Annotated in this window: 22 protein-coding genes and 2 pseudogenes; 9 read left to right on the top strand and 15 right to left on the bottom strand. The window is 64.3% G+C overall.

What is annotated here, in order from left to right; translation table 11 throughout:
* Positions 1–7 precede the first annotated feature (7 nt).
* Complete coding sequence (locus tag MXF70_RS11220; protein WP_248515725.1) at positions 8–1,075, bottom strand: mRNA surveillance protein pelota; 1,068 nt, start codon at positions 1,073–1,075, stop codon at positions 8–10.
* A 151-nt stretch (positions 1,076–1,226) separates the two neighbouring features.
* Between MXF70_RS11220 and MXF70_RS11225 the strand changes: the two genes are divergently transcribed.
* Both MXF70_RS11225 and MXF70_RS11230 read left to right on the top strand, forming a co-directional pair.
* Positions 1,227–1,910, top strand: a complete 684-nt coding sequence (locus MXF70_RS11225) for a type 1 glutamine amidotransferase domain-containing protein (protein WP_248515726.1) — start codon at positions 1,227–1,229, stop codon at positions 1,908–1,910.
* Between the two features lie 73 nt (positions 1,911–1,983).
* A complete protein-coding gene (locus MXF70_RS11230) occupies positions 1,984–2,760 on the top strand; it encodes a creatininase family protein (RefSeq protein WP_248515727.1) in 777 nt (258 codons plus the stop codon).
* Positions 2,761–2,775: 15 nt separating this feature from the next.
* Here the strand turns inward: MXF70_RS11230 and MXF70_RS15430 are convergent.
* A pseudogene (locus MXF70_RS15430) lies at positions 2,776–3,375 on the bottom strand (ATP dependent DNA ligase); the annotation flags it as partial.
* A gap of 135 nt (positions 3,376–3,510) precedes the next feature.
* Positions 3,511–4,779: pseudogene (locus tag MXF70_RS15435) on the bottom strand (ATP-dependent DNA ligase); the annotation flags it as partial.
* A gap of 161 nt (positions 4,780–4,940) precedes the next feature.
* On the opposite strand from MXF70_RS15435, the gene MXF70_RS11240 reads away from it, so the two are divergent.
* The gene (locus tag MXF70_RS11240) at positions 4,941–6,497 is read left to right on the top strand and encodes a glutamate-cysteine ligase family protein (RefSeq protein WP_248515728.1); all 1,557 of its coding nucleotides are present in this window, start codon (positions 4,941–4,943) and stop codon (positions 6,495–6,497) included.
* 55 nt (positions 6,498–6,552) lie between these two features.
* Here the strand turns inward: MXF70_RS11240 and MXF70_RS11245 are convergent, their stop codons facing one another.
* Positions 6,553–6,960 carry a hypothetical protein gene (locus MXF70_RS11245; RefSeq protein WP_248515729.1) on the bottom strand — a complete coding sequence of 136 codons (408 nt, stop codon included), beginning with the start codon at positions 6,958–6,960 and terminating at the stop codon, positions 6,553–6,555.
* Between the two features lie 211 nt (positions 6,961–7,171).
* On the opposite strand from MXF70_RS11245, the gene cofD reads away from it, so the two are divergent.
* The 4 genes from cofD (at position 7,172) to MXF70_RS11265 (ending at position 10,667) form a co-directional block, all read left to right on the top strand.
* Positions 7,172–8,161, top strand: a complete 990-nt coding sequence (gene cofD, locus MXF70_RS11250) for a 2-phospho-L-lactate transferase (RefSeq protein ID WP_248515730.1) — start codon at positions 7,172–7,174, stop codon at positions 8,159–8,161.
* 20 nt (positions 8,162–8,181) lie between these two features.
* Positions 8,182–8,988 (top strand): tRNA-dihydrouridine synthase, encoded by an 807-nt coding sequence (locus tag MXF70_RS11255; protein ID WP_248515731.1) that lies wholly within the window; start codon positions 8,182–8,184, stop codon positions 8,986–8,988.
* 96 nt (positions 8,989–9,084) lie between these two features.
* On the top strand, positions 9,085–9,927 hold the full coding sequence (locus tag MXF70_RS11260) for a triphosphoribosyl-dephospho-CoA synthase (protein WP_248515732.1): 843 nt from the start codon (positions 9,085–9,087) through the stop codon (positions 9,925–9,927).
* Positions 9,924–10,667: a DUF447 family spectrin-like domain-containing protein gene (locus MXF70_RS11265; RefSeq protein ID WP_248515733.1), complete on the top strand. Its 744-nt coding sequence runs from the start codon at positions 9,924–9,926 to the stop codon at positions 10,665–10,667. Before MXF70_RS11260 ends, MXF70_RS11265 begins: the two co-directional genes overlap by 4 nt.
* 101 nt (positions 10,668–10,768) lie before the next feature.
* Here the strand turns inward: MXF70_RS11265 and MXF70_RS11270 are convergent, their stop codons facing one another.
* The 11 genes from MXF70_RS11270 to MXF70_RS11320 all read right to left on the bottom strand — a co-directional run bounded on the left by MXF70_RS11270 (position 10,769) and on the right by MXF70_RS11320 (position 23,583).
* On the bottom strand, positions 10,769–12,175 hold the full coding sequence (locus MXF70_RS11270; RefSeq protein ID WP_248515734.1) for a class II fumarate hydratase: 1,407 nt from the start codon (positions 12,173–12,175) through the stop codon (positions 10,769–10,771).
* 119 nt (positions 12,176–12,294) lie between these two features.
* Positions 12,295–13,275, bottom strand: a complete 981-nt coding sequence (gene fen, locus MXF70_RS11275; RefSeq protein WP_248515735.1) for a flap endonuclease-1 — start codon at positions 13,273–13,275, stop codon at positions 12,295–12,297.
* A gap of 63 nt (positions 13,276–13,338) precedes the next feature.
* Positions 13,339–13,917, bottom strand: coding sequence for a GNAT family N-acetyltransferase (locus MXF70_RS11280; protein WP_248515736.1), 579 nt, complete (start codon positions 13,915–13,917; stop codon positions 13,339–13,341).
* Positions 13,918–14,028: 111 nt separating this feature from the next.
* Positions 14,029–14,841, bottom strand: coding sequence for a CheR family methyltransferase (locus MXF70_RS11285; RefSeq protein ID WP_259370352.1), 813 nt, complete (start codon positions 14,839–14,841; stop codon positions 14,029–14,031).
* The gene (locus tag MXF70_RS11290) at positions 14,838–15,377 is read right to left on the bottom strand and encodes a chemotaxis protein CheD (protein ID WP_248515737.1); all 540 of its coding nucleotides are present in this window, start codon (positions 15,375–15,377) and stop codon (positions 14,838–14,840) included. The genes MXF70_RS11285 and MXF70_RS11290 overlap by 4 nt, the downstream gene beginning before the upstream one ends.
* 3 nt (positions 15,378–15,380) lie before the next feature.
* Positions 15,381–16,694 carry a chemotaxis protein CheC gene (locus tag MXF70_RS11295; RefSeq protein WP_248515738.1) on the bottom strand — a complete coding sequence of 438 codons (1,314 nt, stop codon included), beginning with the start codon at positions 16,692–16,694 and terminating at the stop codon, positions 15,381–15,383.
* Positions 16,691–17,296: a chemotaxis protein CheC gene (locus tag MXF70_RS11300; protein ID WP_248515739.1), complete on the bottom strand. Its 606-nt coding sequence runs from the start codon at positions 17,294–17,296 to the stop codon at positions 16,691–16,693. The genes MXF70_RS11295 and MXF70_RS11300 overlap by 4 nt, the downstream gene beginning before the upstream one ends.
* Before the next feature lie 19 nt (positions 17,297–17,315).
* Positions 17,316–21,068 (bottom strand): chemotaxis protein CheA, encoded by a 3,753-nt coding sequence (locus tag MXF70_RS11305; RefSeq protein WP_248515740.1) that lies wholly within the window; start codon positions 21,066–21,068, stop codon positions 17,316–17,318.
* Entirely contained in the window at positions 21,061–22,281 is a 1,221-nt protein-coding gene (gene cheB / locus MXF70_RS11310; protein ID WP_248515741.1) for a chemotaxis-specific protein-glutamate methyltransferase CheB, read from the bottom strand. Before cheB ends, MXF70_RS11305 begins: the two co-directional genes overlap by 8 nt.
* The gene (cheY, locus tag MXF70_RS11315) at positions 22,278–22,640 is read right to left on the bottom strand and encodes a chemotaxis protein CheY (protein ID WP_248515742.1); all 363 of its coding nucleotides are present in this window, start codon (positions 22,638–22,640) and stop codon (positions 22,278–22,280) included. Before cheY ends, cheB begins: the two co-directional genes overlap by 4 nt.
* 337 nt (positions 22,641–22,977) lie before the next feature.
* Positions 22,978–23,583, bottom strand: a complete 606-nt coding sequence (locus tag MXF70_RS11320) for a chemotaxis protein CheW (RefSeq protein WP_248515743.1) — start codon at positions 23,581–23,583, stop codon at positions 22,978–22,980.
* 272 nt (positions 23,584–23,855) lie between these two features.
* On the opposite strand from MXF70_RS11320, the gene MXF70_RS11325 reads away from it, so the two are divergent.
* Together MXF70_RS11325 and MXF70_RS11330 are read left to right on the top strand one after the other, a co-directional pair.
* Entirely contained in the window at positions 23,856–24,266 is a 411-nt protein-coding gene (locus MXF70_RS11325) for a chemotaxis protein CheW (RefSeq protein WP_248515744.1), read from the top strand.
* A gap of 101 nt (positions 24,267–24,367) precedes the next feature.
* Complete coding sequence (locus tag MXF70_RS11330) at positions 24,368–24,724, top strand: ArsR/SmtB family transcription factor (protein WP_248515745.1); 357 nt, start codon at positions 24,368–24,370, stop codon at positions 24,722–24,724.
* Positions 24,725–24,731: the final 7 nt, after the last annotated feature.

Consider the following 24,731-nt stretch of genomic DNA (forward strand, 5'->3'; position numbering starts at 1 on the left):
GCGCCCGTTAGTCGATCCGATACCGGAGCAGCGCGGCGATGCCTCCGAGGTTGGCGAGCTGCTGGCCTGGATCGAACTCGCCGGAGAAGACGACGACGTCGCCGCCCTGTTGCTCGACACGTTCGACGACGTGATCCGCGTCGATCGACCACTCGCCCTCACCGGCCCGCTCTATGCGCAACCGGTCGTCGAGTACGAGCAGTGTTTCGACGGCGCCGAACTCCGTCGCCTCCGCGACCGAATCGGGTCCGTATGAGACTGGCTCGTCACTCCCGATACGTGCGGTTAGTTCGTCGATGAGCGCTGCCTCCTCCGCGATGCGGGTCTCCTCCCGGAGCTCGTCGACTGCGCCGCGTTTGAGAACCTCGTGAACGCCCCGGTCGCCACCGGCGCTCGTGTCGACCGTTCGGATGCGCTCGGCGAGCTCGGCATCGTTGTTCTCGACGTATTTGAGTGCGTCCTGCTTGGTGAACCCCGGTCCAGCGAGAACGATCGCATCGGCGTCCATCCGTCCGAGCACGGTCGCCAGTTCGTCGAACAACTCGTCGCGATCGCGCGCGAACTCACCCTTTCCCGTGGTCGAGGTGATCGTCGCGCGTTCTTCGGTGCCGTACGCCTCGACGGTGTAGACCGCGGCTTCGCCCTCCTCGACGGTCGCGATGGCGACGTCGGGCTGGTCGGTGGCAGCCTCGGCTTCTTCGATGCGCTCGATCTGATCCGCAGCGAAATGTTTCTCGATCTCGATCTCGTCGTGGACCTCGACGTTGAGCGTGTGGTGGAGTCCGAGCTGGTCCTCCCGGGAGCAGTCCGCGATCTCGCCGCCGATGCGCAGGCGGTTGGCGAACTTGTGGAACTCGACGGTGTCGACGGCGATCTCGACCCAGAGATGCTCGCGCTCGCCACCGGTGTCCCGGAGCTCCTCGTCGTCGCGAGTGATCCGCCGGTGGGTGTCGCCAGCGACCCGGTCGCCCGGCTCGACGACGTACTGGAGGTGCCAGAGGTCGTCCAGGCTGTCCGGAACGAGGGTGATCCGCTCGGCACCGCCCTCGACGTGATACCGGTCCTGGATTCGCATACATCGCGATCTGCCCCGGCCGGGGAAATGTCCTGCGTTCGCCCCGCACGGTCGACCGGTCGTCCGGTAGGACCCCAGTCAGTTCAGTAAAAATCTCGCGTAGCTGTGGGGTAGCACCAGCGTTTTTCGGGAGCGAGCCGTAGTTCAGACGATGACATCCGCTCTGTTCGTCGTCAGCGAGCACGGCTACTGGGGCGAGGAGTGCGTCGAACCCCTGGAAACGCTCACCGACGCCGGCGTCGAGGTGACGGTCGCAACACCGACAGGGGCCGCACCGGAGCCCGACGAACGGTCCGTCGATCCGGAGAACGTCGGCGAGGAGCAGGCCGAACACGTCACAGAGGTCGCCCGATCCGACGAGCGCCTCCAGAATCCCGTCAAGGTCGCGACGGTCGACGCCGACGATTACGACGCAGTCGTCTTCCCCGGCGGCCACGGCACTGAATGGGACGTCAATCAGGACAAACACGCCCGCGAACTGCTCCGAACGGGGGTTGCTGGCTCCGACGGGAAGGCACTCGTCGTCTGTCACGCCGTGGGCCTCCTCGCGTTCACCCGCGAGGCCGACGGCGGCTTCCTCGTCGCCGGGCGCTCCGTCACAGGGTTCCCCAACGAGTGGGAGGAGGGTATCGTGGACGAGCACGACCTGATGCCAGACGGACGGAAGATGCCCTACTGGGTCGAGGACGAAGTAAAAGCCGCTGGCGCCCACTGGGACGCCGAACTCGATCAGGATACCTCGGTCACCGTCGACGGTGATCTGATCACTGCCCGCGGTCCAGGTTCTTCCGCAGCGGCGGCCCAGACGCTGATCGAGGAACTCGGAATCGAGTAGCCGACGTAGGCCAGGACGGGTCCTGCTAGCACGTGACCTGAACGTTTTTCCCATCGCGGCTGAAGCTATTGCTGTGACGTCTTCTGAGGCAGTCTCCTTAGCGGAGCATACCTGGACCGACGTGGAGCGTGCTCTGGAAAACGGTTCGCGGACGGTGATCGTGGGAATCGGCGCGATCGAACAACACGGGCCCCACCTTCCACTGAACATGGACACCATCGACGCCGACGAGATGGCCCGTCGGATCGCAACCGAACTCGGCGACGCCCTCGCCGCGCCGAGCATCCGACCGGGCTGCTCTGAGCACCACATGGAATTTCCCGGAACGATCTCGCTCCGGGAGGAAACGCTTGCCGCGCTCGTCCGGGACTACTGCGAGTCCCTGGATCACCACGGGTTCGAACACGTCGTCCTCGTCCCGACCCACGGCGGGAACTTCGAGCCGGTCGATGCAGCAGTCGAATCGATCGCAGACGATCTCGACGCGACGCTGATCGCGCTGACGGATCTCGATCACCACATGGAGCTCTTGAACGAGGGGCTCGCGGCCGCGAGCGTCGACTACCACGAGCCAGTGATCCACGCCGGAGCGGCAGAGACATCGATGATCCTCGCCACGGATCCCGAACTGGTCAGAGACGATCGCATCGAGGTCGGGGTGGAGGGAGAGATTTCAACGGACCGACTCCTCGAAGAAGGGTTCGCGTCGATCGCTCCGAAGGGCGTGCTCGGTGATCCGCGGAAGGCCAGCGAGGCAGCCGGCGAGGCGATATTCGAGATCGTGACCGAGGCCTACGTCGAGTCGATCGAGGCGGCACGAGGGAACGCGAAATCGGGTTCCTCTACGTAGCGGCTTCTTGTCCGGTTACTGCTCCTCAGCCAGCCGTTCAACGCGCTCCAGCGTGTCCGCGGCGTCCGGATCCAGATCCTCTCGCACCGTGACGAAGCGCGGAAACCGCAGTGCGTAGCCCGAGTCGTACGTCGGCGAGCGCTGGATCTCCTCGTAGCCGACCTCGAAGACGATTGCAGGCTCGATCTCGACGGACTGCCCAGTTTCCGAGAGGACGTGTGGCTGGAGGAGCTCGTGGAGCTCGGCCAGCTCCTCGTCAGTGATCCCAGTCGCGACGTTGCCGACAGTCGCGTAGCCGTCATCGGTCGGCGCGCAGAGTTCGTACGTTCCGAGCAGCGACGCCCGTCGTCCTTCGCCCCATTCGGCACCGGTGACGACGAGATCGAGCGTCTCCACGTCGGGTTTCCGCTTGCGCCAGTCCTTTCCGCGGCGTCCCGGCGTGTACGCGGCCTCGGGATTCTTGAGCATAATCCCCTCGTGACCGGCCGCGAGTGCGTCCTGCTCCAGGGACTCGATTGCCTCGGCGTCGTCGGTGACGATGGCGTCGACGACGCCCGGTTCCATCACCGCTTCGAGGTATGTCCGTCGCGCACTCAGCGGAGCGTCGAGGAGGTCCACACCCGGGCCATCTGAGGATCTCGAGTGTTCGTCCGGCGCTGGATCCGCCGGTTGATCGTCAGCCCAGCTATCTAGCCCAGCCTGATCGTCGTCTCGATCAGTGCCGTCTGAAACCACCGCGTCCGCCGCAGAATCGCCCCCGTCGGAGGCGCCGGTCGGTACGGCGTCGAACCCGAGTTCCTCGTGGACGCGCCGCGGTACGTGCAGACAATCGAAGACGTGCAGTTCGGTGGCGACGTTTTCGCGAGCAGCAGCCACGTCGTGTTTCCGTCGGAACCGCCGTAGGATCTCCTGAAACGGCAGCGGATCGCCTTCTTCGTCGACCGCCACGACCTCGCCATCGAGGATCGCCGGCCCGTCGCAGTGGGCTGCGACGAACTCGACGATCTCGGGGAGTGCATCCGTCACCTCCTCCATATTTCTTGAGAAGAGCCGGACTCGAGGCTCCGGACCGGAATCTGCTCGGTGCGTTCCGTTCTCTTCCGTCGCGTCCCGCTCACTCTGGCCGTCCAGGGTTGCGGTGTTTGGATCGTCGGGGGCAGCCACGTGAATCTGCACGCGTGCGCCGTCGAGTTTCGTCTCCACGAGTGCCTCCTCCCACTCCTCCAGTGCGTCCGTCACGGTGCCTGCCTGGGCAAGCATCGCCTGAACTGGACGGCCGACCTCGAGGCCGAGCTCTGCAAGACCGGATTCACCACCCTCACGAGCACGCTCTGCGACGAGCCCGTAGTCGTTGGTTACCTGTAGCGCGCGAGAAACCGCATCGACCGGGACGTCGAACGCTTCCGCAATCGCGTCGCGGACGGCTCCCTGTCCGACGCCGATACGCATCTCGCCGAGCACGAGTCGAGCGAGGTAGCGCGCCTCTTCTGGCGAACTGTTACTGAATAGAGCGAACAGGCGGTCTTCTTTCGCTTCCTCGCTTCCCGAACCGGACGCGTCCGCGATCGCATCGAACTCGGCGAAGATTTCGGCGACCGTCCTTCCATCGGTGACCTCCGCGGCATCCGCTCCGTCACTGGGTGCTCCACCACCGGCACCATCAACACCAGAACCGTCGCCACCACCACTTGCGAACGCGTCGAGCCCCGTCTGACCACCGAGGTCGAGGCTCGCGGCCACGTCACCGATATCGCCACGCTCTGCGAGCCGATCCTCGATGGTCACGGCGGAGACGCCGGGCGTTGCGGCGCGGGCGAGTGCCGCGTAGCAGCGACTGGGACCGATGTCGTGGGTTCGTGATTGCCAGGCGGGGAACACCCGCCCCTGCACGAACCGGGCGACGACCGCGAGGTCGTCGTCAGCGGCGTCGAAGAGTGCCGCAGTCAACGATATGACGTCGAGGTCGGCGTCCGTAGCCTCGATCTCGCGGGCGCGATCGGCGAACGCCTCGAACTCCATCGATTCGAGGTTTCGGGGGATCGCTGTTAAGCGAATCGGGTCGTCGTAGATCGGCGTGGTACCGTCTGACCGTGTGATGTGGCGGAATCGCAGGCGTGCGTCGACGCCGATCGGCACCAGTGTTCCCCACCTTCAAGGTCGTCGCCGTTGGAACGACGGGCATGGCAGACGTGGATCTCGTGGAAGACGTCGCATCGCTCAGGGACGTCGACCACGCGGAGTTCCGCGCCGAGGTCGAGCACGAGCGCGCCAAGCTCAAGGATGCGATTGGAGACGGTGTCTTCGATAACCCGCAGGGGAGCATCGGTCTCGAGTACGAGTTCTACGCCGTCGCGGAATCCGATACGGCCGAGGGACGCTCCCCAGTGAGCGACGCCGGTCATCTCATGCGGGTGCCACGCAGACTGCTCTCGATGATCGGTTTCGAGAAGGAGCTTGGCCTCCACAACGCGGAGATGAGCACGAGCCCCCAGCCGCTCAACGAGTACGGCCTCAGATCACAGGAAGCGGAAGTCCAGAGCCGACTCGCCGCCGCACTCGACGTCACGCGGACGGAGGGCATGCGCCTCGTCAGCGACGGCATCTGGACGATCCCACCCCACGGTGAGACTGCACGCGAGTATCTGATGGCGTCAGCGACGGATGCGGACGTCACCATCGCGACGAACATGAGCGACGCCGTTCGCTACCACGCGATGGCCAACAGCGACGCTGCGAGAGTCGGGCTGGTCCTCGACGCACCACACGTCTCTCTCGACGCGGACACGGTGATGCCCGAGAGCCTCATCACCTCCATCCAGCCCCACTACCAGGTTCCACAGGCGACGGACCTTCCCAACTACTTTGCCTACGCCTTGCGCGTCGCAGCGCCGCTGCTGGCGCTCTGTGCGAACAGCCCGTTCGTCCCGCCGGACTGCTACGACGACGGAACGACGATCGAGGACGCTATCGAAGACGGCTGGGACGCTCACCGCATCGCCGTCTTCGAGACTGTGCTCAACGCACCGAGTGAAACCGCTGGCAAGGTCCGGTTCCCTCGCGAGATCGAGTCCGCCGAACAGGCCGTCGATCGCGTCGCAGACGACGAACTACTCGTCCCTACCGACGTCGAGTCGAAAGGACGCTACGACGACGCGTTCGCCCACTTCAGACACAAACACGGGAGCTTCTGGCGGTGGGTTCGCCCCGTGTTCGACGGTCCCTCGAAGTCCGCTGCGAACGCCCGAATCGAATTCCGGCCAATTGCCGGCCAGCCAACTGTCCGCGACTCCGTCGCCGTCCTCGCTGCGTTCGCCGGACTGATGGTCGAGCTTCCCCAGAGCGATCATCCCGTGGATCGACTCGAGTGGGAGACGGCCTACGACAACTTCTACGCCGCAATGCGGGACGGGCTGGACGCCGATCTCTGCTGGATCACTGAAGACGGTCACGAGACGCGGCGTATCGAGGGGATCTACGACGATCTGCTCGGCCACGCCGAAGCGGGGTTGCGGGCGAAGGATCTCACGGACGATCAGATCGACGCCTACCTACAGCCGCTCCGCGAGCGCGTCGAGTGCCGTGTAACGCCAGCCACCTGGAAACGTGACAGAGCGCGCGCAGCCGCCGAAGATGGCGCAGATCTCACGGAAGCGATCGAGACTGCCCAGCACGACTACTTCGAACGTCAGCGGGCGACGCTGCTGGAGGGGTCGTTCGTCGATTGGCTGGACGGCTGATCGATCGCTCCATCGGCGCCGATACAGTTGGCTTCCGCAACTGTCGGCTAACCACTTACTTTGAGTCGACAGTCAAAACACGGAGCGTCGCGGTGCGAACGCGGCGTTCTCCCACGCCAAGGACTGCCATCAGTCCGATCCAGAATGGCATCAGGTACAGGAACCCGGCCAGGGGATCTCCCGGACCTGGATCCCCCTCGGACGTAATCCAGGTGTACGTAGCAATGCCAAGGACGAGACCGGGTGTGACGACGTGCCCTCGGATTAGCGCTAACGCCGGGACCATGCCGGCGACGATCAGCACACAGAACGCGAATACTACCACCGGGTTACCGACGTCGAGGATCGGATACCCCATTCTGTTTGCGTACCACGTGACACCGATAGCGTAAGCGATTCCGAGGAGTGTCCCACCAGCCAGGGCTACCGTTCCCGACCTGTCCCATTCGATGGGATCATTCACGACGGAAAATTACAAACCCATTCAAATAAATATACTGAGGGAATCACGGCAATCGTCGAGATCGGGTCTCTGAGGGAATGCATAGGGCCCTCTTTTGCGAACACTGTGTATTCCGCTGGTCCTCAGTACAGGTACTTTCGGTCAATCGACCTGGCTGATTGGATTGCAACGGTGAACATCGTTAAGGGGGCGTGCTCCAATGGGTCAGAGCATGGTAACGTTCCTCTCCGGCGGGACCGGAACGCCGAAGCTGTTGGACGGGGCTGCCGTCGCGTACGACCCCAAGGAGACGACCGTCATCGCGAACACGGGGGACGACATCGAGCTCGGGGGGCTGCTGGTCTGTCCCGACCTCGACACCCTGCTCTACCAGGGTGGAGGGGTCCTGAACCGCGACCGCTGGTGGGGGATCGGCGGCGACACGTCTCGAACCCACGACGGACTCCACGACATCGGGAAGGCGATGGGGCTCGAACCGGGCCCCCGCTATCTCGAAGACGACGCACAGACGGCCGGCCGCTCGATCGCCGATTGGCGCCGCTTCTCCGGCGCCGTCGAGTTCATGGAGATCGGCGACCGCGACCGCTCGGTGCACGTCACTCGAACGAGCCTCATCGACGAGGGCCACACGCTCTCAGAGGTAACGGAGCGGCTCTGTGAGGCCTTCGGCGTCACGCTGGACCTCCTCCCGATGAGCGACGATCCCGTCGCGAGCCTCGTACACACGCCCGAGGAAGTCATGCACTTCCAGGAGTACTGGGTAGCACGTGACGGTGAGCCCGACGTCCAGAACGTCGAGTTCCGCGGCTCCTCGACGGCGGATCCCGCGCCGGGCGTGCTCGAAGCGCTCGAGGACGACGTCGTCATCGGTCCCTCCAACCCCGTCACGAGCATCGGGCCGATGCTCGCTCTGGACGGCATTGGCGACGCGCTCGCGGAGTCGACCGTCGTCGCAGTGTCGCCGTTCCGCGGCGAGGAAGCGTTCTCCGGTCCGGTGGCCGAACTGATGGAGGCAGTCGGTGCCGAACCGTCGACGGCAGGCCTGGCGACGGCGTATCCGTTCGCGGACGCCTTCGTCGTCGACGAGGACGACGACACGAACTTCGATCGGCCCGTCGTCCGGACTGACATAGAGATCGACGACCGAGAGGACGCCGCGCGCGTGGTGCAGGCCGTCGAGCGCGCACTGGACGAGGTCTGACCGGCCACTCACCGACCTATATGAACCATTCTGGCGCGAGTGAAGCGATACAAAACGATCGAAGGGATACACACCCCTCCTTCGAGCCACGCGTCGCCGCTGCGAGCCTGAGCGGTCAGTCCGACGCCAACTGGGCGAAGGGGGCGCTGCCCCACGTCGGCGCCGCCTTTCTCGGTGGCATCGCACTCGACGAGCCGACTCGTGAAGCTGCCCGGGAGCTCGTCGAGCGTGACCGCGACGAGTTCCTCCCTGCGGATCCGTTCGACTGGATCGACGAGCAGCTCGCTTCGCTCGCGGGGGAACCGCTACTCCCGGCAGTGAACGTCCGCGCTGCAACGCCGGACCCGGTTGCCCGCGCGGCCGAGATCTGTGCCGATTACGGCGCCGTTCTCGAGGTGAACGCCCACTGTCGCCAGCCCGAACTCTGTGCCTCGGGGACGGGTGAGACCCTTCTCCGAGATCCGGATCGTCTCGTGACGTACGTCGAGGCGGCGAGTGCCGCGGGTGCAACCGTCTCTGTCAAAGTTCGTGCCGAACTCGACGGAGTCGACCTTCCCCACGTCGCTCGGAGGGCTGATGCCGCAGGCGCCGGCGTCCTCCACGTCGACGCGATGGATACCGAATCGATCGTCGCCAACGTGGTAAACGAGACCGACGCGTTCGTGATCGCCAACAACGAGGTCCGTGACGAAGCCAGCGTCCGCGAGTATCTGGAGTACGGAGCAGACGCCGTGAGTGTGGGGCGACCCAGCACAGAGCCAGCGGTTCTAGAGCGAGTCCGGACGGCAACCGAGCAGTGGTTCGACGCCGAGCACGTCGCACCCTGATCGACAAATTGGGAGCGCGGACGCTCCGGGTACGAGCCCACGGCGACTGCCGCCGGTGGCATCGGCCTTATTGCTTGCCGGTGCCACGAACGCCGTATGACCACGCCGGCGGCAGTGGCAGAGCGTGCCCTCCTCTTCGAGGTCGCAGCGACGCCGACGCCGGGCAACGTGGACCGCGAGCGTGACCTCGCAGACCTTCAGTTCGATCAGTTCCTCGCGGGCGCGACCGGCGCACGTGCTGGACTCGATCAGCTCGCACTCGGGAGTCCACTCGGGGAGGGGCTGGAGTCAGCGGTTGCGGGGATGGCTGGCGCGGCCGGCACCAACACCCAGTTCGGCTCCCTCCTGTTGCTGGCTCCGCTGGTCCGCGCAGCCGCCTCGGATCGGACGCTGACGCCAGCAACGACGAGCGACGTCGTCGAGGAGACCACCGTCGACGATGCGGCATCCTTCTATCGGTGTTTCGATCAAGTCGACGTCCGCGTCGACGATCCGCCTGCCGAAATGGAACTGCTGGACGTCCGTCGCGGCGCCGACGCTGTCCCGGCAGTTCGAGAACGTGGGTTGACACTGGAAGACGTGATGGCGTCGGCCGTTGACCGTGACGGAATCGCAGCCGAGTGGACCCATGAGTTCGAACGAACCTTCACTGCCGCCGAATGGCTCGCAGAACGCGGTGGCCCGTCTCCAGACCGCGCCGCCAGCGTCCACCTGCAGTTGCTCGCCGAGGAGCCGGACACGCTCGTCGCGACGAAGCACGACCAGGCGACGGCAGAATCGGTCAGGGATCGCGCGGCTACGATCGATCCTGATGATAGAGCATCCGTCCGCACCTTTGCCGAGGAGCTGGTCGAACGCGGTATCAACCCTGGGACGACCGCGGACGTCCTCGCCGGCGGGCTGTTCGTTGCCATGATTCGCCAAGAGGTGTCGGCGTGAGCCACGAACCCAGCCCCGGTATCGACCCCGACGGCGAGCTGGTCGACGGCTGGCCGACGCGACTCACTGGCGTCACGGAGACCATCGTCGCGACGAAGGGGCCGAACGGTCTGTGGAATCAGGCGGCACTCGGAATCACACCGGATGCAGCGAATACGGATTCCGTCGAGCCAGGTTCGGACACTCCGATGACTGCCCGGACCTACGGGAAGACTCGTACGCGACGGAATTTCGACGCAATCAGTGGCTCAGACGTCAATACAAGCGGGAAGGAAACCTCTCCGACGAAAATAGACGAAAAACTCCAACCAGGCCCCACCGATGCAGAGGCGTTCGTTCAGTTCACGCGCGACCCGCTGGACTTCGTCGAGGCAGCCCTCGGCGTCTTCGAAACCGACGCCCCGATTCTTGCCTCTGCAGACGCATGGACCCGGATAATCGTCGACGAGGGAGGCCGAACCGACGATCAGGGCACGGAGATCGTCGAGTGGTCACTCAGTCCGGTCGAATCCGGCGTTCGCGATCGGGTGGTTCCGACCGTCAATCGGGGTTGTGCCGCCGTCATTGAAGCGACTGTCCCGGCCTCACGACTCGACGTCGAGGCCTTCGACGATGCCGACGGTCTGGAACGCCTCGCAAAGCTCGGCGACGTCGTCGCTACTGCGGGGGACGAGCGATCGACGGCTGCCTTCGCACGGATCGACGAGCACGTTGGCTGGCGGCAGCAGTTCGAAGAGTAATTTCGACGTCGTGGGACTGTGTACGACGGGTAGGCTGCCTGGTTCAGTGATGGTGAACACAACGAAGGCTGAGGATCAGACGGCGAGCCGTGGCTTTCGGTCTACTCTTCGCCGAGAATACCGGGACGAGTCATCGATTCGGGATCGAGCACCTCGTCGGCCTCCGCTTCGCTCAAGTAGCCCTCCTCGACCACGATCTCGCGGACGGTCTTGTCCTCTGCAAGCGCCTGTTTTGCGGCTTTGCTCGCTTTGTCGTAGCCGATGTGGGGGTTCAGCGCGGTCGCGAGCGCCATCGACTGCTCGACCTGTGACTCGCAGTGTGGCTCGTTGGCCTCGAGTTTCGCGACGAACTTCTCTGCGAAGGTGCCGCTGGCGTTGGCCAGGAGCTGCGTGGATTCGAGGAAGTTGCTAGCGATCACGGGCTTGTAGAGGTTGAGATCGAGTTCGCCACGGGCCGATCCCGCCGAGACTGCGGCGTCGTTGCCGACGACCTGTTTGTGGACCTGATTGACGGACTCGGCAACGACGGGGTTGATCTTGCCAGGCATGATCGAAGAGCCTGGCTGGTTCTCGGGTTGTTCGATTTCGCCCAGCCCGTTGCGTGGTCCGGAGGCGAACAGCCGGAGGTCGTTGGCCATCTTGTTCAGCGAGCCGGCGATCGTTCGCAGTGCGCCGTGGGCGGCGCCCATCGCGTCGTGAGCGGCCTGGGCTTCGAAGTGGTTCTCGGCCTCGCTGAAGGGAAGACCGGTCTCTTCGGAGATGTACTCTGCAGCACGCTCGGCGAACTCCTCGTGGGTGTTGAGTCCCGTTCCGACGGCCGTTCCTCCGAGTGCCAGCTCTTCGAGGTGGTCGCCGGCGGTGTCGAGCCGTTCCAGCCCCCGCTCGACCTGCGTACGGTAGCCGCCGAACTCCTGGCCGAGGCGGACCGGCGTGGCGTCCTGGAGATGCGTCCGGCCGGTTTTGACGACGCCATCGAACTCCTCCTCTTTCTCCGCGAGCGCCTCCTCCAGCGTCACCAGCGCCGGGACGAGATCCTTCTCGACCGCCTCGAGCGCGGCAACGTGCATCGCCGTCGGGATCACGTCGTTGCTGGACTGACCGAAGTTGACGTGATCGTTGGGGTGGACCTCCCGACTGCCGATCTCGCCACCGACGATCTCCGTCGCTCGGTTAGCGATGACCTCGTTGGCGTTCATGTTCGAGGAGGTCCCCGAGCCGGTCTGGAACACGTCGACAGGGAACTGGTCGTCGTGATCGCCGACGATGACTTCGTTCGCTGCGGCAACGATGGCTTCGCCTTTCTCCTCGGGAATCAATCCGAGGTCGAGGTTGGCCTGTGCCGCGGCCTTCTTCACGATGCCGAGTGCGCGAACGAACCGACGACCGAACGTCCGGTCCGAGATCGGGAAGTTCTCGACCGCGCGCTGGGTTTGTGCGCCCCAGTAGGCGTCGGCCGGCACCTGCATCTCGCCGAGGCTATCCCGCTCCGTGCGGTAATCCTCCGTCATGGGTGAGAATTCTCGGGCCGGGAGTAAAACGCACCGGATTGACGAATCCGACGCGAGCGGCGATGACGTATAGGTGTGTGTGTGTGTGTGTGTGTGTGTGTGTGACCGCGGCGACGAACTCAGCTCCAGCGATCGAGTCCGGTCTGCTGGGTCGCTTCTCGAATCCGCTCGAACCCGCGGTCGACTTCGTCCTCGGCGACGCCCCAACCGTCCACGACCAACTCCCGCGCTGCCTCGACGTCCGGCTCGACCGTGAGATCGAGATCGTACTCGTCGGTCACCGGCGGATCGAAGAACAGTTGCCGGATGCGATCGGCGTGCGGGAGGGTCTCGCCGCGATCGTCGAGAACACCGTAGAGATCGTCATGTTCCTTGATCGCAGTGATGGCGGTCTTGGGCCCGATGCCGTGGACGCCCTCGTTGAAGTCCGTCCCACAGAGGATGCCGGCGTCGACGAGCTGCTCGTAGGTGATGTCGTGTCGGTCGAGTGTTGCCTGCAGGTCCATTCGTTCGACGTCCCCACTACTCGTGAGATCGCGGTACGTGATCGGCGATCCGAACAGGAGCGCGTCGTAGTCCTCCGTTCCTGCTGCGTCGACGTCGCCGATACTCGCCATGTGGGCACACTGGGCCTCGCCTTCAGCGGGCGCCTCGATCACGGGAAGGTCCAGTCGCTGTAGTAGCTCACGGGAGGTGGACTGGATCGTCTCAGTTAGGCGCTGGGTCTGGGACTCGAGTCGCGCGACCTCCGTCGCATCGCCAGACTCCCGGGCTTCTTCGAGTTGTTCCTCTCGCTTTTTGCGCTCCTCCCTGCGTTGGGCGACCTCGTCGTCTTTCAGTTCGGTGACTGCGCCGTCGAAGACGAACACCGGCGTAACGTCGTTTTCGAGAAACCGCGGTACGCCCTGGCAGATGCCGATGAGGTTCGCTACCTCTTCGCCGTTCGGCGTCGTGTAGGCGTCATCGCGCGTAAATCGGACGACCGTCGTCAGATACCGATACAGCCAGTTGTGGGCGTCGATAGCGACGACGTCACCGGCGAGCGTGTCGATCGACACGCTCTCGATCGCGGCGAGATCTCGCAGAGCTGCGTTCCCCATTGAGGCCAGCTATGCCATCACTGGGCTTGAATCCCCGTCATAGCGAATCGGCGGAGGGGACGATTACTCCAGGTCGATAGTGGTCGGCACTGTAGTACCGAGGTGTCGCTGGACGACAGCTGTCTGTCTCTCTGGGAGGTCGCGCTCGCCGAAGCGCGCCAGCCCGTCCCGATAGTCCTCCCGTGACCGTTCCCCACCTGCCGGTGCTTCGAGTACGAGCTCGCCCATCCCGCTTTCCTCTCCGGTGAATTCGAACCCCGCTTGATAGCAGGCCTGGTACGCGATCGGGTTGTTGACGCCGATTCTGACGCGGTCGTACCCGCGATCAGCGCCGACGGCGTGATCAACGACGAACGCGAGCAACGTCGGACCAATTCGCTCTCCCCTCCGATCCTCGCGAACGGAGACGTAGCGAATTCGGAGGGCGGCCTGTGCGGCTCGATCCTCGTCGAAGGACGCGGCTGCCAGCACCTCGCCGCTGGCGGGCTCCCAGATACCGTCCTCTGGAAGCGCCACGTCGTCTTCGACGGCGACGGCGATGCCCGTCCGACCGGTAGCGAAGTTCCCGGCGTACGCGAACTGCTCATGGTCGACGGTCAGTCGTGGCGAGTCGTCGGGCCAGCCGAGCACTCCGAGTTCCACGGCTGGGTGAAGGGTCCGCTGTGACGTATGGCCTTCGACAATGAGGGCACGAGGAGAGACGATCGTTCGGTCAGTGCGGCTGAACCGTATCGCTGGAGCTCTAGTTGCGGATCAGACGCGCTGGTAGATCCGCAGGGTACTGTCCACGACTTCGAATGCGGATTGAAGCGCTGGCGGAATCGTCTCCGCCTTCCCGATGACGAGATAGCCGCCCGAGCGCATCGACTCCGCTATCGTCGACAGCACCGGCTGCTTGTACTCGTTGTCGATGTAGATGAACAGGTTCCGGCACATGACGAGGTCGAACTCCGACTTCGACTCGTCGTTGATGAGGTCGTGTTTCTCGAAACGGATCGGAGCGCGGACGTTCTGGCGCATCCGGAACCGATCGCCCGATCGCTCGACGTAACTGTGGTAGTTCGAGAGAAACTGCAGCTGCTCGTCCACGTCGATCGTGCGGGTATTTTCGTAGATTCCGTTCCGCGCGTGATCGAGGGACTCGTCGTTGATGTCCGTCGCACGGATCCGCACTCGCTTTGGGTCGCACCTCGCGTCGTCGTGTGCAAGCATCGACAGCGAGTACGGTTCGCGACCGTCGGCACAGGCGGCACTCCACGCCCGAACGATCGACCGCTCCTCGGTCAGTTCGCGGAGGCGCTCGCGGATCCCTTCCCAGACGTCGGGGTTCCGGAAGAAGCCGGTGACGTTGATCGAGAGCGCGTCGAGAAGCGCCTGTTGCTCCTCGGGATTCCCGACGAGGAGCTCGTGATACTCCTCGAAGTTCTCGGTGTCGGTCCGCCTGATACGAGACGTGAACCGGCGCTTGAGGTAGCTATCGTTGTAATGACTCGTCGCAAACGACATTTCGTCTTCGACGAACGTTGCCAGATCGTCGAAGCCGGCGTCCGAATCGACCTCGCTCACAGTTCGGTCACTCCGGCGCCCTCTCCGTCGTCGACTTCGCCGTCGGCGACGGTGATGGTGAGCACGCCAGTGGTCGCGTTGAACTCGACGGTACGACCCTTCTTGCCGCCGACGTCCTCGGCGACGAGCGGGACGCCCAGCTTCTCGAGTTCTGACTTCGCAGCCTCGACGTTCCGGATCCCGACGCCCTCGCCGAAGCTCTCGAACTCGAACATGTCGCTGCCCCCGGCGATCTTGGCTTCGACGTCCGTGTACGTTGCTCCCTCCTCGACCATGCGTCGGAGGAGCGCGCGGATCGCGGTGTCGGCGAACTTCCCCGGGTTCGTGGGTTCGGAGCCGGCCTCGTCGCCACTCGGAAGCATCACGTGTGCCAGGCCACCGACCTCGGCCTGGTCGTCGTAGAGCGCGACAGCCAGACACGAGCCGAGCCCGTAGGACTTGAGAGTCGTATCGGCGTCCGTGACGACGAACTCCGAGATGCCGACCTGGACTTGCTGGGGCGTCGGCGCCCCCGGTTCACTGCCATACGTTTTCATGAATCAGGCCTCGTCGATCGGGAAGTCCGCTTCGATCGGTTCGTCGTCGATGCGATCGACGTCGAGCTGTGAGAGAGCCCGTTCGAGATCGTCCTCGTCGGGGATCGCGTAGATCTCCACGTCGAACCCGCGTTCGGCTGCCTGGACGTGCGTGTCGAAGACGAACGCGAACTCCTGTGAATCGCCGAACTGGAGGACGATCGGGTCCATCACGGCGGCTCCGAGATCGTGGGAGTACTCCGGGGGCGTGTGGTCGATGTTTGTATCGAGCACGTTCGCCCAACCGTCGAGGAAGCCACTCGCCATGATGTTCGAGAGCTCCTTGATCGCGCTCTGTCCCATCTCGCCGAACGCGTCGTCGGGCGCACTCGGAAGCATACCTTCGACGACGGTCGCCGCGGACTCCTCTTCGAAACAGAAGACCAGATAGCCACTCGGCGTGCCCTCGAACTCGAAGGCGACGGCGATCAGCTGCCGGTTGCCAAGCTCCTGTGGAATCGCGGCCATCGGCACGAAGTTGAGCCGGCGGAGCTCGATCTCCGTATCGAACCCGGTCATCGTCGAGATGTTGTCGGCGACCTCCTCCGCCCCACGCTGGGCCATGCGATCGAATCCGACCAGCTTGTCGTACTCGATGCCCTCGGTCTCGCGGAGCCGATCGAGGAGATCAGCGAAGTCGTCGTGGTCGGGAAAGAGGTAATGAGTGAAACCGATTGCTTCACCCACAGCCTCGATCTGACTGCGGAACATGATCGCCATATCCTCTTCGCCCGGCGTGGTGTCGATTCCGTCGAGGAAGGGCTCCGGATCGGTCCCCTGGACGAACTGTGGGGTGGTCATGTCGATCGCAGTCTCGAGGACGTCCGCCCAGCCGTCCACGAATCCGCTGTTGATGATTTGGCCGACCTCTTCCATCGCTGACTGGCTCAGTTCGTCGAACTCCGCTGGGGCAGCTGCGTCTGCTCCCGCGTCCGTGCCAGTCGCGTCGACGGCAGCGTCCTCGCCATCGGCCACCGCCGGAGCGGTGTCGTCGAACTCCTCACCGAGCAGCGTCTCCAGTACGCGACGTGCACTGTCGGCGTCGAAGACGACCATAGAGTGCCCCTCGATCGCGCCAGAGAGTTCGACGCGAACGGCAACTTTCTCGCCACCGGCGGCCAGCTCCTTTCGGATCTCGTTGCCGCGCACGAAGTTCAGCTTCGTGATACCGACGCGGGCCTCGACTTCGGCGATGCCCGTCAGTCGGCCAGCGGCGATCCCGGCCCCTTCCCGAGCCATCTCGTGGAAGGTTCCAAGTGCCGTAGTGTCGAGCCTCATGCTGTGGCGGTCTCGAGATTGTTGACCATTTCCACGAACTCCTCGAGATCGGGGAAGGCGTAGATCTCCGCCTCGATCTCGTAGCTGGGGACGTTGAGACTCGAATCGAAGAACAGTGCGAGATCGTCGCCGCCAAGTCCGGCGGTTCGCTCGACGATCTCACCCGCGGGGGCATAGACGAGCTGCGGGGTAGCAACGTCGATCGTCGTTCCGAGCACGTCAGCCCAGCCGTCGATGAATCCCGACGCCATCATGTTGCCGAGCTCTTCGACTGCGGAGCGCGCCATCTCTCCGGAGACGGAGGACATGTCGTCGACCATGTCAGAGAGCATGAGCGCGGTGATCTTCTTCGCGCTGGACTCGGGGAAGAGGATCAGGACGTGGCCGTGTGGGGGTTCCATCAGCCGCGTCCGGACGCCCACGCGCTTGCCGGCGTCGAGCTGGGCTTTGATGTCCTCGATCTCGACGAAGTTCGTGGTCGTCACCTCCATCTGGGCGTCCTCTCCCGTGAGGGTGGACATGTTCTCGGCGACGCCGTTCGTCCCTACTTTTGCCATCTCGTTGATGAAGCTCAACTTCCGAATATCGACCATTAGCGTCATTTGTGAACCTCGTATGCGATCATAGCGTTTCAACGTCCAGGATCGTTACCACGTCCCCGTCACCGAGAACGCTCGCACCACTGAGTCCAGGTACGTCGCCGAGTACGCCCTCGAAGGGTTTCACGACGACCTCCTGCTGTTCGCGGACGCGATCGCAGTGGATCGCTGCCTCACGAACGTCGTTCCGGAGGTGAACGAGCATTCCCGAGTTCGGGTCAGACCGTCCCGGAGTGGACAGCGCTTCGTCCAGCCGGATCAGCTCGCGTCGGTCCTCGCCGCCGTCGCTCACCAGGACTTCCTGTCCGTCCTGGGTCTCGACGCCGACCACCGGACCGATCTCGTCGACGGTTTTGATTGGAATACCGTACTCCTCGCCCCCCACGTCGACGAACAGCACCTCTGCAATCGCCAGCGTCACCGGCAACTCCATCGTGATCGTCGTCCCCTCGCCGGGCTCGGTGTCGACGGAGACGGTGCCGTCGAGACGATCGACCGTCTCGGCGACGACGTCCATCCCGACGCCGCGCCCACTGACGTCGGTGACCTCCGCTGCCGTCGAGAAGCCCGAGTGGAAGATCAACTCGAGGACGTCGTCGTCATCCATCGAGTCGACCTCGGATCGGGTGTGGATCCCCTCCTCGACGGCCGCGTCACGCAGGGCATCGACTTCGATGCCGGCCCCGTCGTCCTCGACGGTGATCGTGACGCGGTCGCGTTCGCGGGTGGCCCTGAGCTCGACGGATCCCTCCGCCGGCTTCCCAGCCGCCTCACGAACCTCCGGCGTCTCGATCCCGTGGTCCACCGCGTTGCGGACCAGGTGAACGAGCGGATCGCCGATCTCGTCGAGGATCGACCGATCCAGTTCGACGTCCTCGCCGACCATCTCGAGGTCGACCTGCTTGTCCTCCTCGCGTGCGACGTCGCGTACGATCCGGGGCAGCTTGTTCACTGCCGTCCGGAGCGGGACGAGTCGCACGTCCATGACGGTGTCCTGTAGTTCGCTCGTGACATCCTCGAGGTCGTCGAGTTCGTCGTCAAGCACCTCGCGGGGTTCGTTCTCGATCAGCGCACGCCGTAGTCGGGCACGGCTGGTGACGAGCCCCTCGACCATGTTCAGCATCTCGTCGAGTGCGGCGACGTCGACGCGGATCGACTGGGTCCCCCCAGCGCTGGCCGCCGCATCTTCGTCGCTGTACGGAACGCCGAGGCTCCGGATCCGATCGATACGCTCCTCGTCGACGTCCGGCCCCTCGTCGTCTGCCTCGGTGGCGTCGCTGAACCCGGGATCGTCGAGTGCGCTGGTCGTCGATTCGTCGCTGCCAGATGCAGCATCGGCCATCTGACCAGCGTCACCCTCTGCGGTAGAGCCAGCATCGACGCTGTCGTCGAGTCCGTCGTCTACGTCGTCGAACCCGGCATCCACGTCATCGAACTCTGCATCCACGCCGTCGTCGAAGCCAGCGGCGGCGTCGCCCTCGATGCGCGCGCCCGTGCCGACCTCTTCGGCGTCGATCGGGTCCAGCGAATCCTCCTGGCCCTCCGGCGGCGCCTCGCTGCCAGCGACGGCACTGTCGTCGAGATCGAGGACGCTGTCGTCATCGTCACCGAACCCGTCGACGGGCTCCATCTCGTCGTCCGCAGCGTCTGAATCGGCGGCAGTTCCGGCGTCTGGTTCGAGGTCAGCGGTCGCTGACCCGTCGCCGAAGGAATCGTCTTCGAGCGCCTCGCCGACTGCGAGTCCCTCGTCGACGGAATCAGCGAAGCTGGACTGGTCTCCGTCGTCGGCACCTGCGATCGTTCCGTCCCCGAAGTCGATGTCGCTCTCGCCGAGATCCAGCGGGTCGTCGCCGCCGGCGTCGGACACTATGTCGGCCTCGGCCGCCGCTTCGTCGATAGCCTCGGCTTCCATCTCGCCGAAGGAGTCGTCGAGATCGAGTTCGTCGGCGCCGGCGGGCACTTCCTCCTCAGCATCGGGGGGAGACTCGTCTACGGATTCGTCCGTGAGATCGAGGCCTCCTTCGCCGAAGGACTGGGCGCTCTCGTCGAGAGACTCCGCGTCGAGCATCTCCGCCGCGTCGAACGCCTCGTCGTCGGCAGTGACGTCTTCGACGACCGGTTCGGTATCGTCTGCAGTCGTTGGAGCCTGGGAATCGTGCGCCTCGACTGCAGGCGAAATATCGCTGTCCTCGACGGCCGGGGAAGGCTCGTCGGTAGCTGGCGACGCCGGCTCTTCGTCCAGGGCGTCGCCGGTCTCCTCGACCTCAGCACCCCTCTCGTCTGCGTCCGGAGTTGCTGCCTCTGCCTCGACGGAGCCATCTGCAGTTGGATCGGCCGTCGCGTCTGTCGCTGTATCGTCGCCGCCTGCGCCACCGAAGAGGTCCTCCGCGGTCGCGTCGGGCGACCCTGCGTCCACCGTCGCACCGTCGTCGGCTGCGTCCGTCTCCCCGGGAGAGTCAGCCGCAGCATCAACGTCGTCTCCGTCGTCGACGAGCGCCGCGTCGTCCGCCGCCGCTGCCGTCACGGCAGACTCGGCGAACGAGCCGTCGTCATCGAGTTCGTCGTCCTCGAGCAGCTCGTCGAAGCCGACCTCGTCGTCGCTATCGTACTCGTCGAACTCGAGTTCGGCGAGTTCGTCCTGGAGTTCGTCGAACCCGACGGGCTCGACCTCCTCCTTGAGCTGGGCGAACTCGGCTGCGGCGTCTTCGACCTCCTCGTCGTCTGGTGCGTCGGCGCCCGTGTCCGACTGAGCCGTGTCTACGGCTTCATCCGTCGCAGTGTCATCTGCTGCTTCGGCGTCTGGCGCCGCGTCGTCCACGGGGCCGACGTCGATGTCGTCGCCGGATATTCCGAGGTCGGCGAACGATCCGGCGTCGCCGAGATCCTCGAACTCGGAGGTGTCACCGACGTCTTCGGCCATCTCGTCGAGATCGTCGAACTGGTCGACGTCGTCGTCCTCGAGCAGTTCGTCGACGGAGAGCGTCGAGACGTCGTCCTCGTCGCTGTCCGCTGCCGCAGCAGGCGCTCCCGCTGTAGCGGCGCCAGCAGCGTCTCCGGACGCTGCAGGATCGTCGACGCGGTCGGAGACGTCGGAAATCACCTGATCGACCACGGCGTCGACCGGTTCCAGGGCAGCTTCGACTGCGTTTCGCTGGACGACGCTCGCGAACGCCGCGTCGACCGTTCCATCGTAGTCGCCGGCATCGATCGTCTCCCCAGCGGGATCGGTTCCGAGCAGTTCGAACGCGTCGTCGAGCGCGTCCACGACGGCCCGGCCGTGGACCGCGGGGTCACCGGCCACGTCGAGCCGCACGTGATAGACGCTGTGTTCGTCGTCCGACGGCGTCGAGACGGCGTCGAGCAACTCGTCGATCTCGGGATCGGTCGGAGAGGCGATCCCCTCCGTGTCTGCGTACTCCCTGAGCGTGGCGATCTCCTCGTCGGCCTCGCGTTCGACCGCGCCGGTCTCGACGGCCTCGGAGATCATCGCGTCGAGTTCGTCGACGCCCGCGAAAATCGCGTCCATGAGCTCCGGAGAGACGGCGACGCGGTTCGACCGGATCGCCTCGAGGAGGTCCTCGATCGCGTGCGCGAGGTCCTCCGCCGGCTCGAACCCCATCGCACCGCAGTTGCCTTTCAGCGTGTGGGCAGTGCGGAAGATCTGCTCCATCGCTGCCTCGTTCGTGGGATCGTCCTCGAACTCGAGGAGTGCGTTGTTCAGCTCGGTGATCTGCTCCTCGCTCTCGCGTGCGAACGCATCGAGATAATCAGCCATTGACGTCCACCTCCGGTGGGCCGCTCTCGTCCTGATCGATCGCAATCTCGACCAGCGTATCGACGACATCCTCGTCGGCGACGACGCGATCGACGTCACCCGTCGCGATCGCCTGCTTGGGGATACCGTACACTGGCGCGCTTGCTTCGTCCTGGGCGATCGTCGCACCGCCGACGCCTTTGATCGCGCTGATGCCCTGCGCGCCGTCCCGGCCCATGCCGGTGAGCGCCGCGCCGATCAGCGCTCCGTCGACTTCGCGCGCTGCGGAAAGCATCGTCACGTCGATCGCGGGTCGAACGCCGTGCAGGCGCTCGGACTCGGTGAGCCGGACCTTGCAGTGCTCGGGGCCGGAGTAGGCCACTTCCATGTGGTAGTCGCCCCGGGCAATGAGCGCCTCACCGGGCGTGACGCGCGCACCGTCTGCTGCCTCGCGGACGTCGTACTCGCTGAAGCCGTCGAGTCGGCGAGAGAGTCGGTCCGTAAAGCTCGACGGCATGTGCTGGACGATCAGCACGCGGGCGTTGAGTTCGGCGGGCAGATCGCTGAGTATTCGTTCGAGCACGCGCGGACCGCCCGTCGACGCACCGATCACGATCGTCGGCGATCCGTCGTAGGTCGAGGGAACGGCTCTGTCGTCGGCCGCTTCGATCGACGGCTCGCCGTCGGCCGTGGTTCCTGCCGTCGGCCCGCCGAACGTCGTACTCGACGATTCGCCGCTACTGAGCGCCTGTTCGACCGTGGCGCTCGCTTCGCGGACCACTGCCTCGGCATCGGCGGCGGTCCGCGCCGCTGATGCTGCGCGGGACGCCGCAACTGTGCCGACGTCCGCGCCCTGGACGGCTTCGACGGTTTCGATCAACTCGTCCTCGAGCTGGCCGATGTCGGCGGAAATTTCACCGCTTGGCTTGGGAAGGAAGTCGATCGCGCCGCGAGAGAGCGCGTCGAGCGTCGCATCTGCTCCCTCCTTCGTGTAAGCGCTGAGCATGAGGATGGGCGTCGGACGCTCGTTCATGATCTCCTCGACGGCTTCGATCCCGCCCATTCCGGGCATCTCTACGTCCATCGTGATCACGTCTGGTTCGTGCGTTGCTACTGCGTCGATCGCGGTCTCGCCGTCGCTAGCAGTTACTACGTCGAAATCGTGCTCTTCGAGCACCGTGGTGAGCACTGTACGCATGAACTGCGAGTCGTCGACGACGAGTACCTCGCTCATGCGGGAACGACGTCCTTGAGTGCCTTTCTGACGCTTGGCTCTTCGAACGGCTTCGTCACGTAGCCGTCGGCGCCAGCCTTGACTGCGAGTTTCATCTTCTCGCGCTGGCCAACGCTCGTACACATGATGACGCGCGCGTCGGAATCGAGCTTCTTGATGGCCGCTGTCGCCTTGATTCCGTTACACTTCGGCATCACGATGTCCATCATCACGATGTCCGGCTCGTGTTCTTTGTACAGCTTCACCGCTTCGGCACCGTTTGACGCCTCTCCCACGATGTGGTACTCCTCCTCGAGTATCTGCCTGAGGAGGTTCCGCATAAAATGAGAGTCGTCTACGATGAGGACCCCTGTCGACATTTGGTACACCACGAGCGGATTGGCGAAGGTGGACCATAAATGCTACCGCCACAATATCGAATGTGATAACAATGGGCACAAGCTCGTCCTACCGGCCATTGCTACGCACGCTCCCCAGAATAACTGCCGTAGGAGCCTGCTAACGGGTGTTCTGCAGCTTGGTAGCTGACGACCGGCCTAGCTCAACGGCCCCAGGAGCGATCTCCCCGTTCTGTTGAGTAGGACGACCGTAGTCTTCAGAGTTGGCGGACGCGCAGTACTGAGCGATGTCAGACTCGTCTGCACACGATCTGCTCGTGAGAAGCGCACCCCTTGAGGACAATCCAATTCGATCGACTCAGACGCTGACAGATCGCGCCACGTCGAGCACTGCGTCGACGTCCATCACGGGCACGTAGGCGACGTTCCTGTCGTCACCCTGCTCGCGAATGAGGCCGGCGACGAGCGGGTCCTCGAGCAGTTCGGTGACCAGCTCGACGTCAGCGTCAACGTCCTCGGGCTCTAGGATCACCTGCGACACCGGGGTCGCCTCCACGCCATCCACGGCGTCGACGCGAATGCCGGAGTTACCCTGCTCGGGGCCAGTCGCGAAGACGATGAGCTCCTGCAGGTCCACGTCACGGTCTGACTCGGGGAGGTCGAAGAGTTTCCGTGGATCGATCACCGCGGTAATCTCTCCGCGGAGGTCGGTGATCCCGTCGATCGCTTCGGCCGTCCGAGGCACGCGCGTACGCTCGCCGACGTCCACGAGCCGACGGACGGCGTTCACGTGGAGCGCGTACTCTTCGTCGCCGAACGAGAAGCGGACGAACTGCTCCCGCTCTTCGCGCTCCTCCTGCGTTGGCCGGTCGTCGTCGGTCTCGCCCAGTGCAACGTCGGGCTCCGTTTCCTCGTCGATGTCGAGTTCTTCTTCGATCCCGACGAGTTCCTCCGGCAGCTCCATCGGGTTTCAGCAAGATGGCCGTCCTGTTAAGTCTGACCCCCGAGTGACTATATTGATCCAGATGAACGGTTTCCGGCAGTATCTCGCTCTCTCTATCTCACTCTCTCTTTCGCTCTCTTTCGCTCTGTCTCACTGCCATCAGCAGTTACTGCCAAGCAATTGATCTGGGTACGATGGACCGTTAGACGACCGTCGACGGCTGCGGTCGATCACGCTTCGCGAATATTCATTGACAAAAGGTGTTAATACGATGGTCTTCTGATCGAAAGTGAATGGGCGATCAACGTGGAGATCGCAGGAGTGGAATCGACGTGTTACCGTTGTTCGTTGGCGATGAAACCTACGCAGTCAAGCTCGACAGGGTCGCTACGGTGCTCCGCACCGGGGTGCTGGACGATGCAGAGCCAGGATCGGTGATAGACGTACGGGATCACACCGTCGAAATTGCCGATGCGGCGTCGTTGCTCGGTGCGAACTCTGACTCGACCACCGCAGTCGTGGTGTTTCACGGCTGCGGAACCGACGGCCACGTTCCGGGGTGGCTCGTCTCCGAGGTTGGCGATCCGACGACCGTCGACGAAATTCGTGCGACCGTCGGCTCTATCAGACACGTGCGCGGCAAGGTTCGCATCGGGGGTGATGACGTGGTGTTGATCGATCCACTTCGGATCCATCAGTCCTGAGCGGGAGTGTCGAAACGGCCTGGACTGACCTCTTCCCCAATGCCATGCCCGAGCCGAGGCCGCCCAAAGATACAAACCGCCATCACTGGAACTACGCCGCCATGGCGAGGGAGCCCGTCGACGATCCGAGCGTGGTCGAATCGACGCTGGCGGCCCTCGGTGGCAAGTACGCCGCGCGGATCCTCTCCGCTGCCGATCGTCCGGTCTCGGCGCAGGAACTCAGCGACGAGCTCGCGATACCTATCGCGACCTGCTATCGTCGCATCGAGGAGTTAGAAGCAGCAGGGTTGCTGGTCTGTGAGGGCCAACAGACCTCGAAACGGGGCCGACGAACCAGCGTCTACCGCCGGACGATCGACGGCGCCGATCTGGGCCTCGACGGCGACGGTGCCACCCTGGATCTCGAAGAGAGTGACTCCCCCGCCGGATCGGATGGAACGCGGCCCAACGGAACGTAGTCTCAGC

The sequence above is a fragment of the Salinarchaeum laminariae genome (genome assembly GCF_023204835.1).
GTDB lineage: Archaea > Halobacteriota > Halobacteria > Halobacteriales > Salinarchaeaceae > Salinarchaeum > Salinarchaeum laminariae.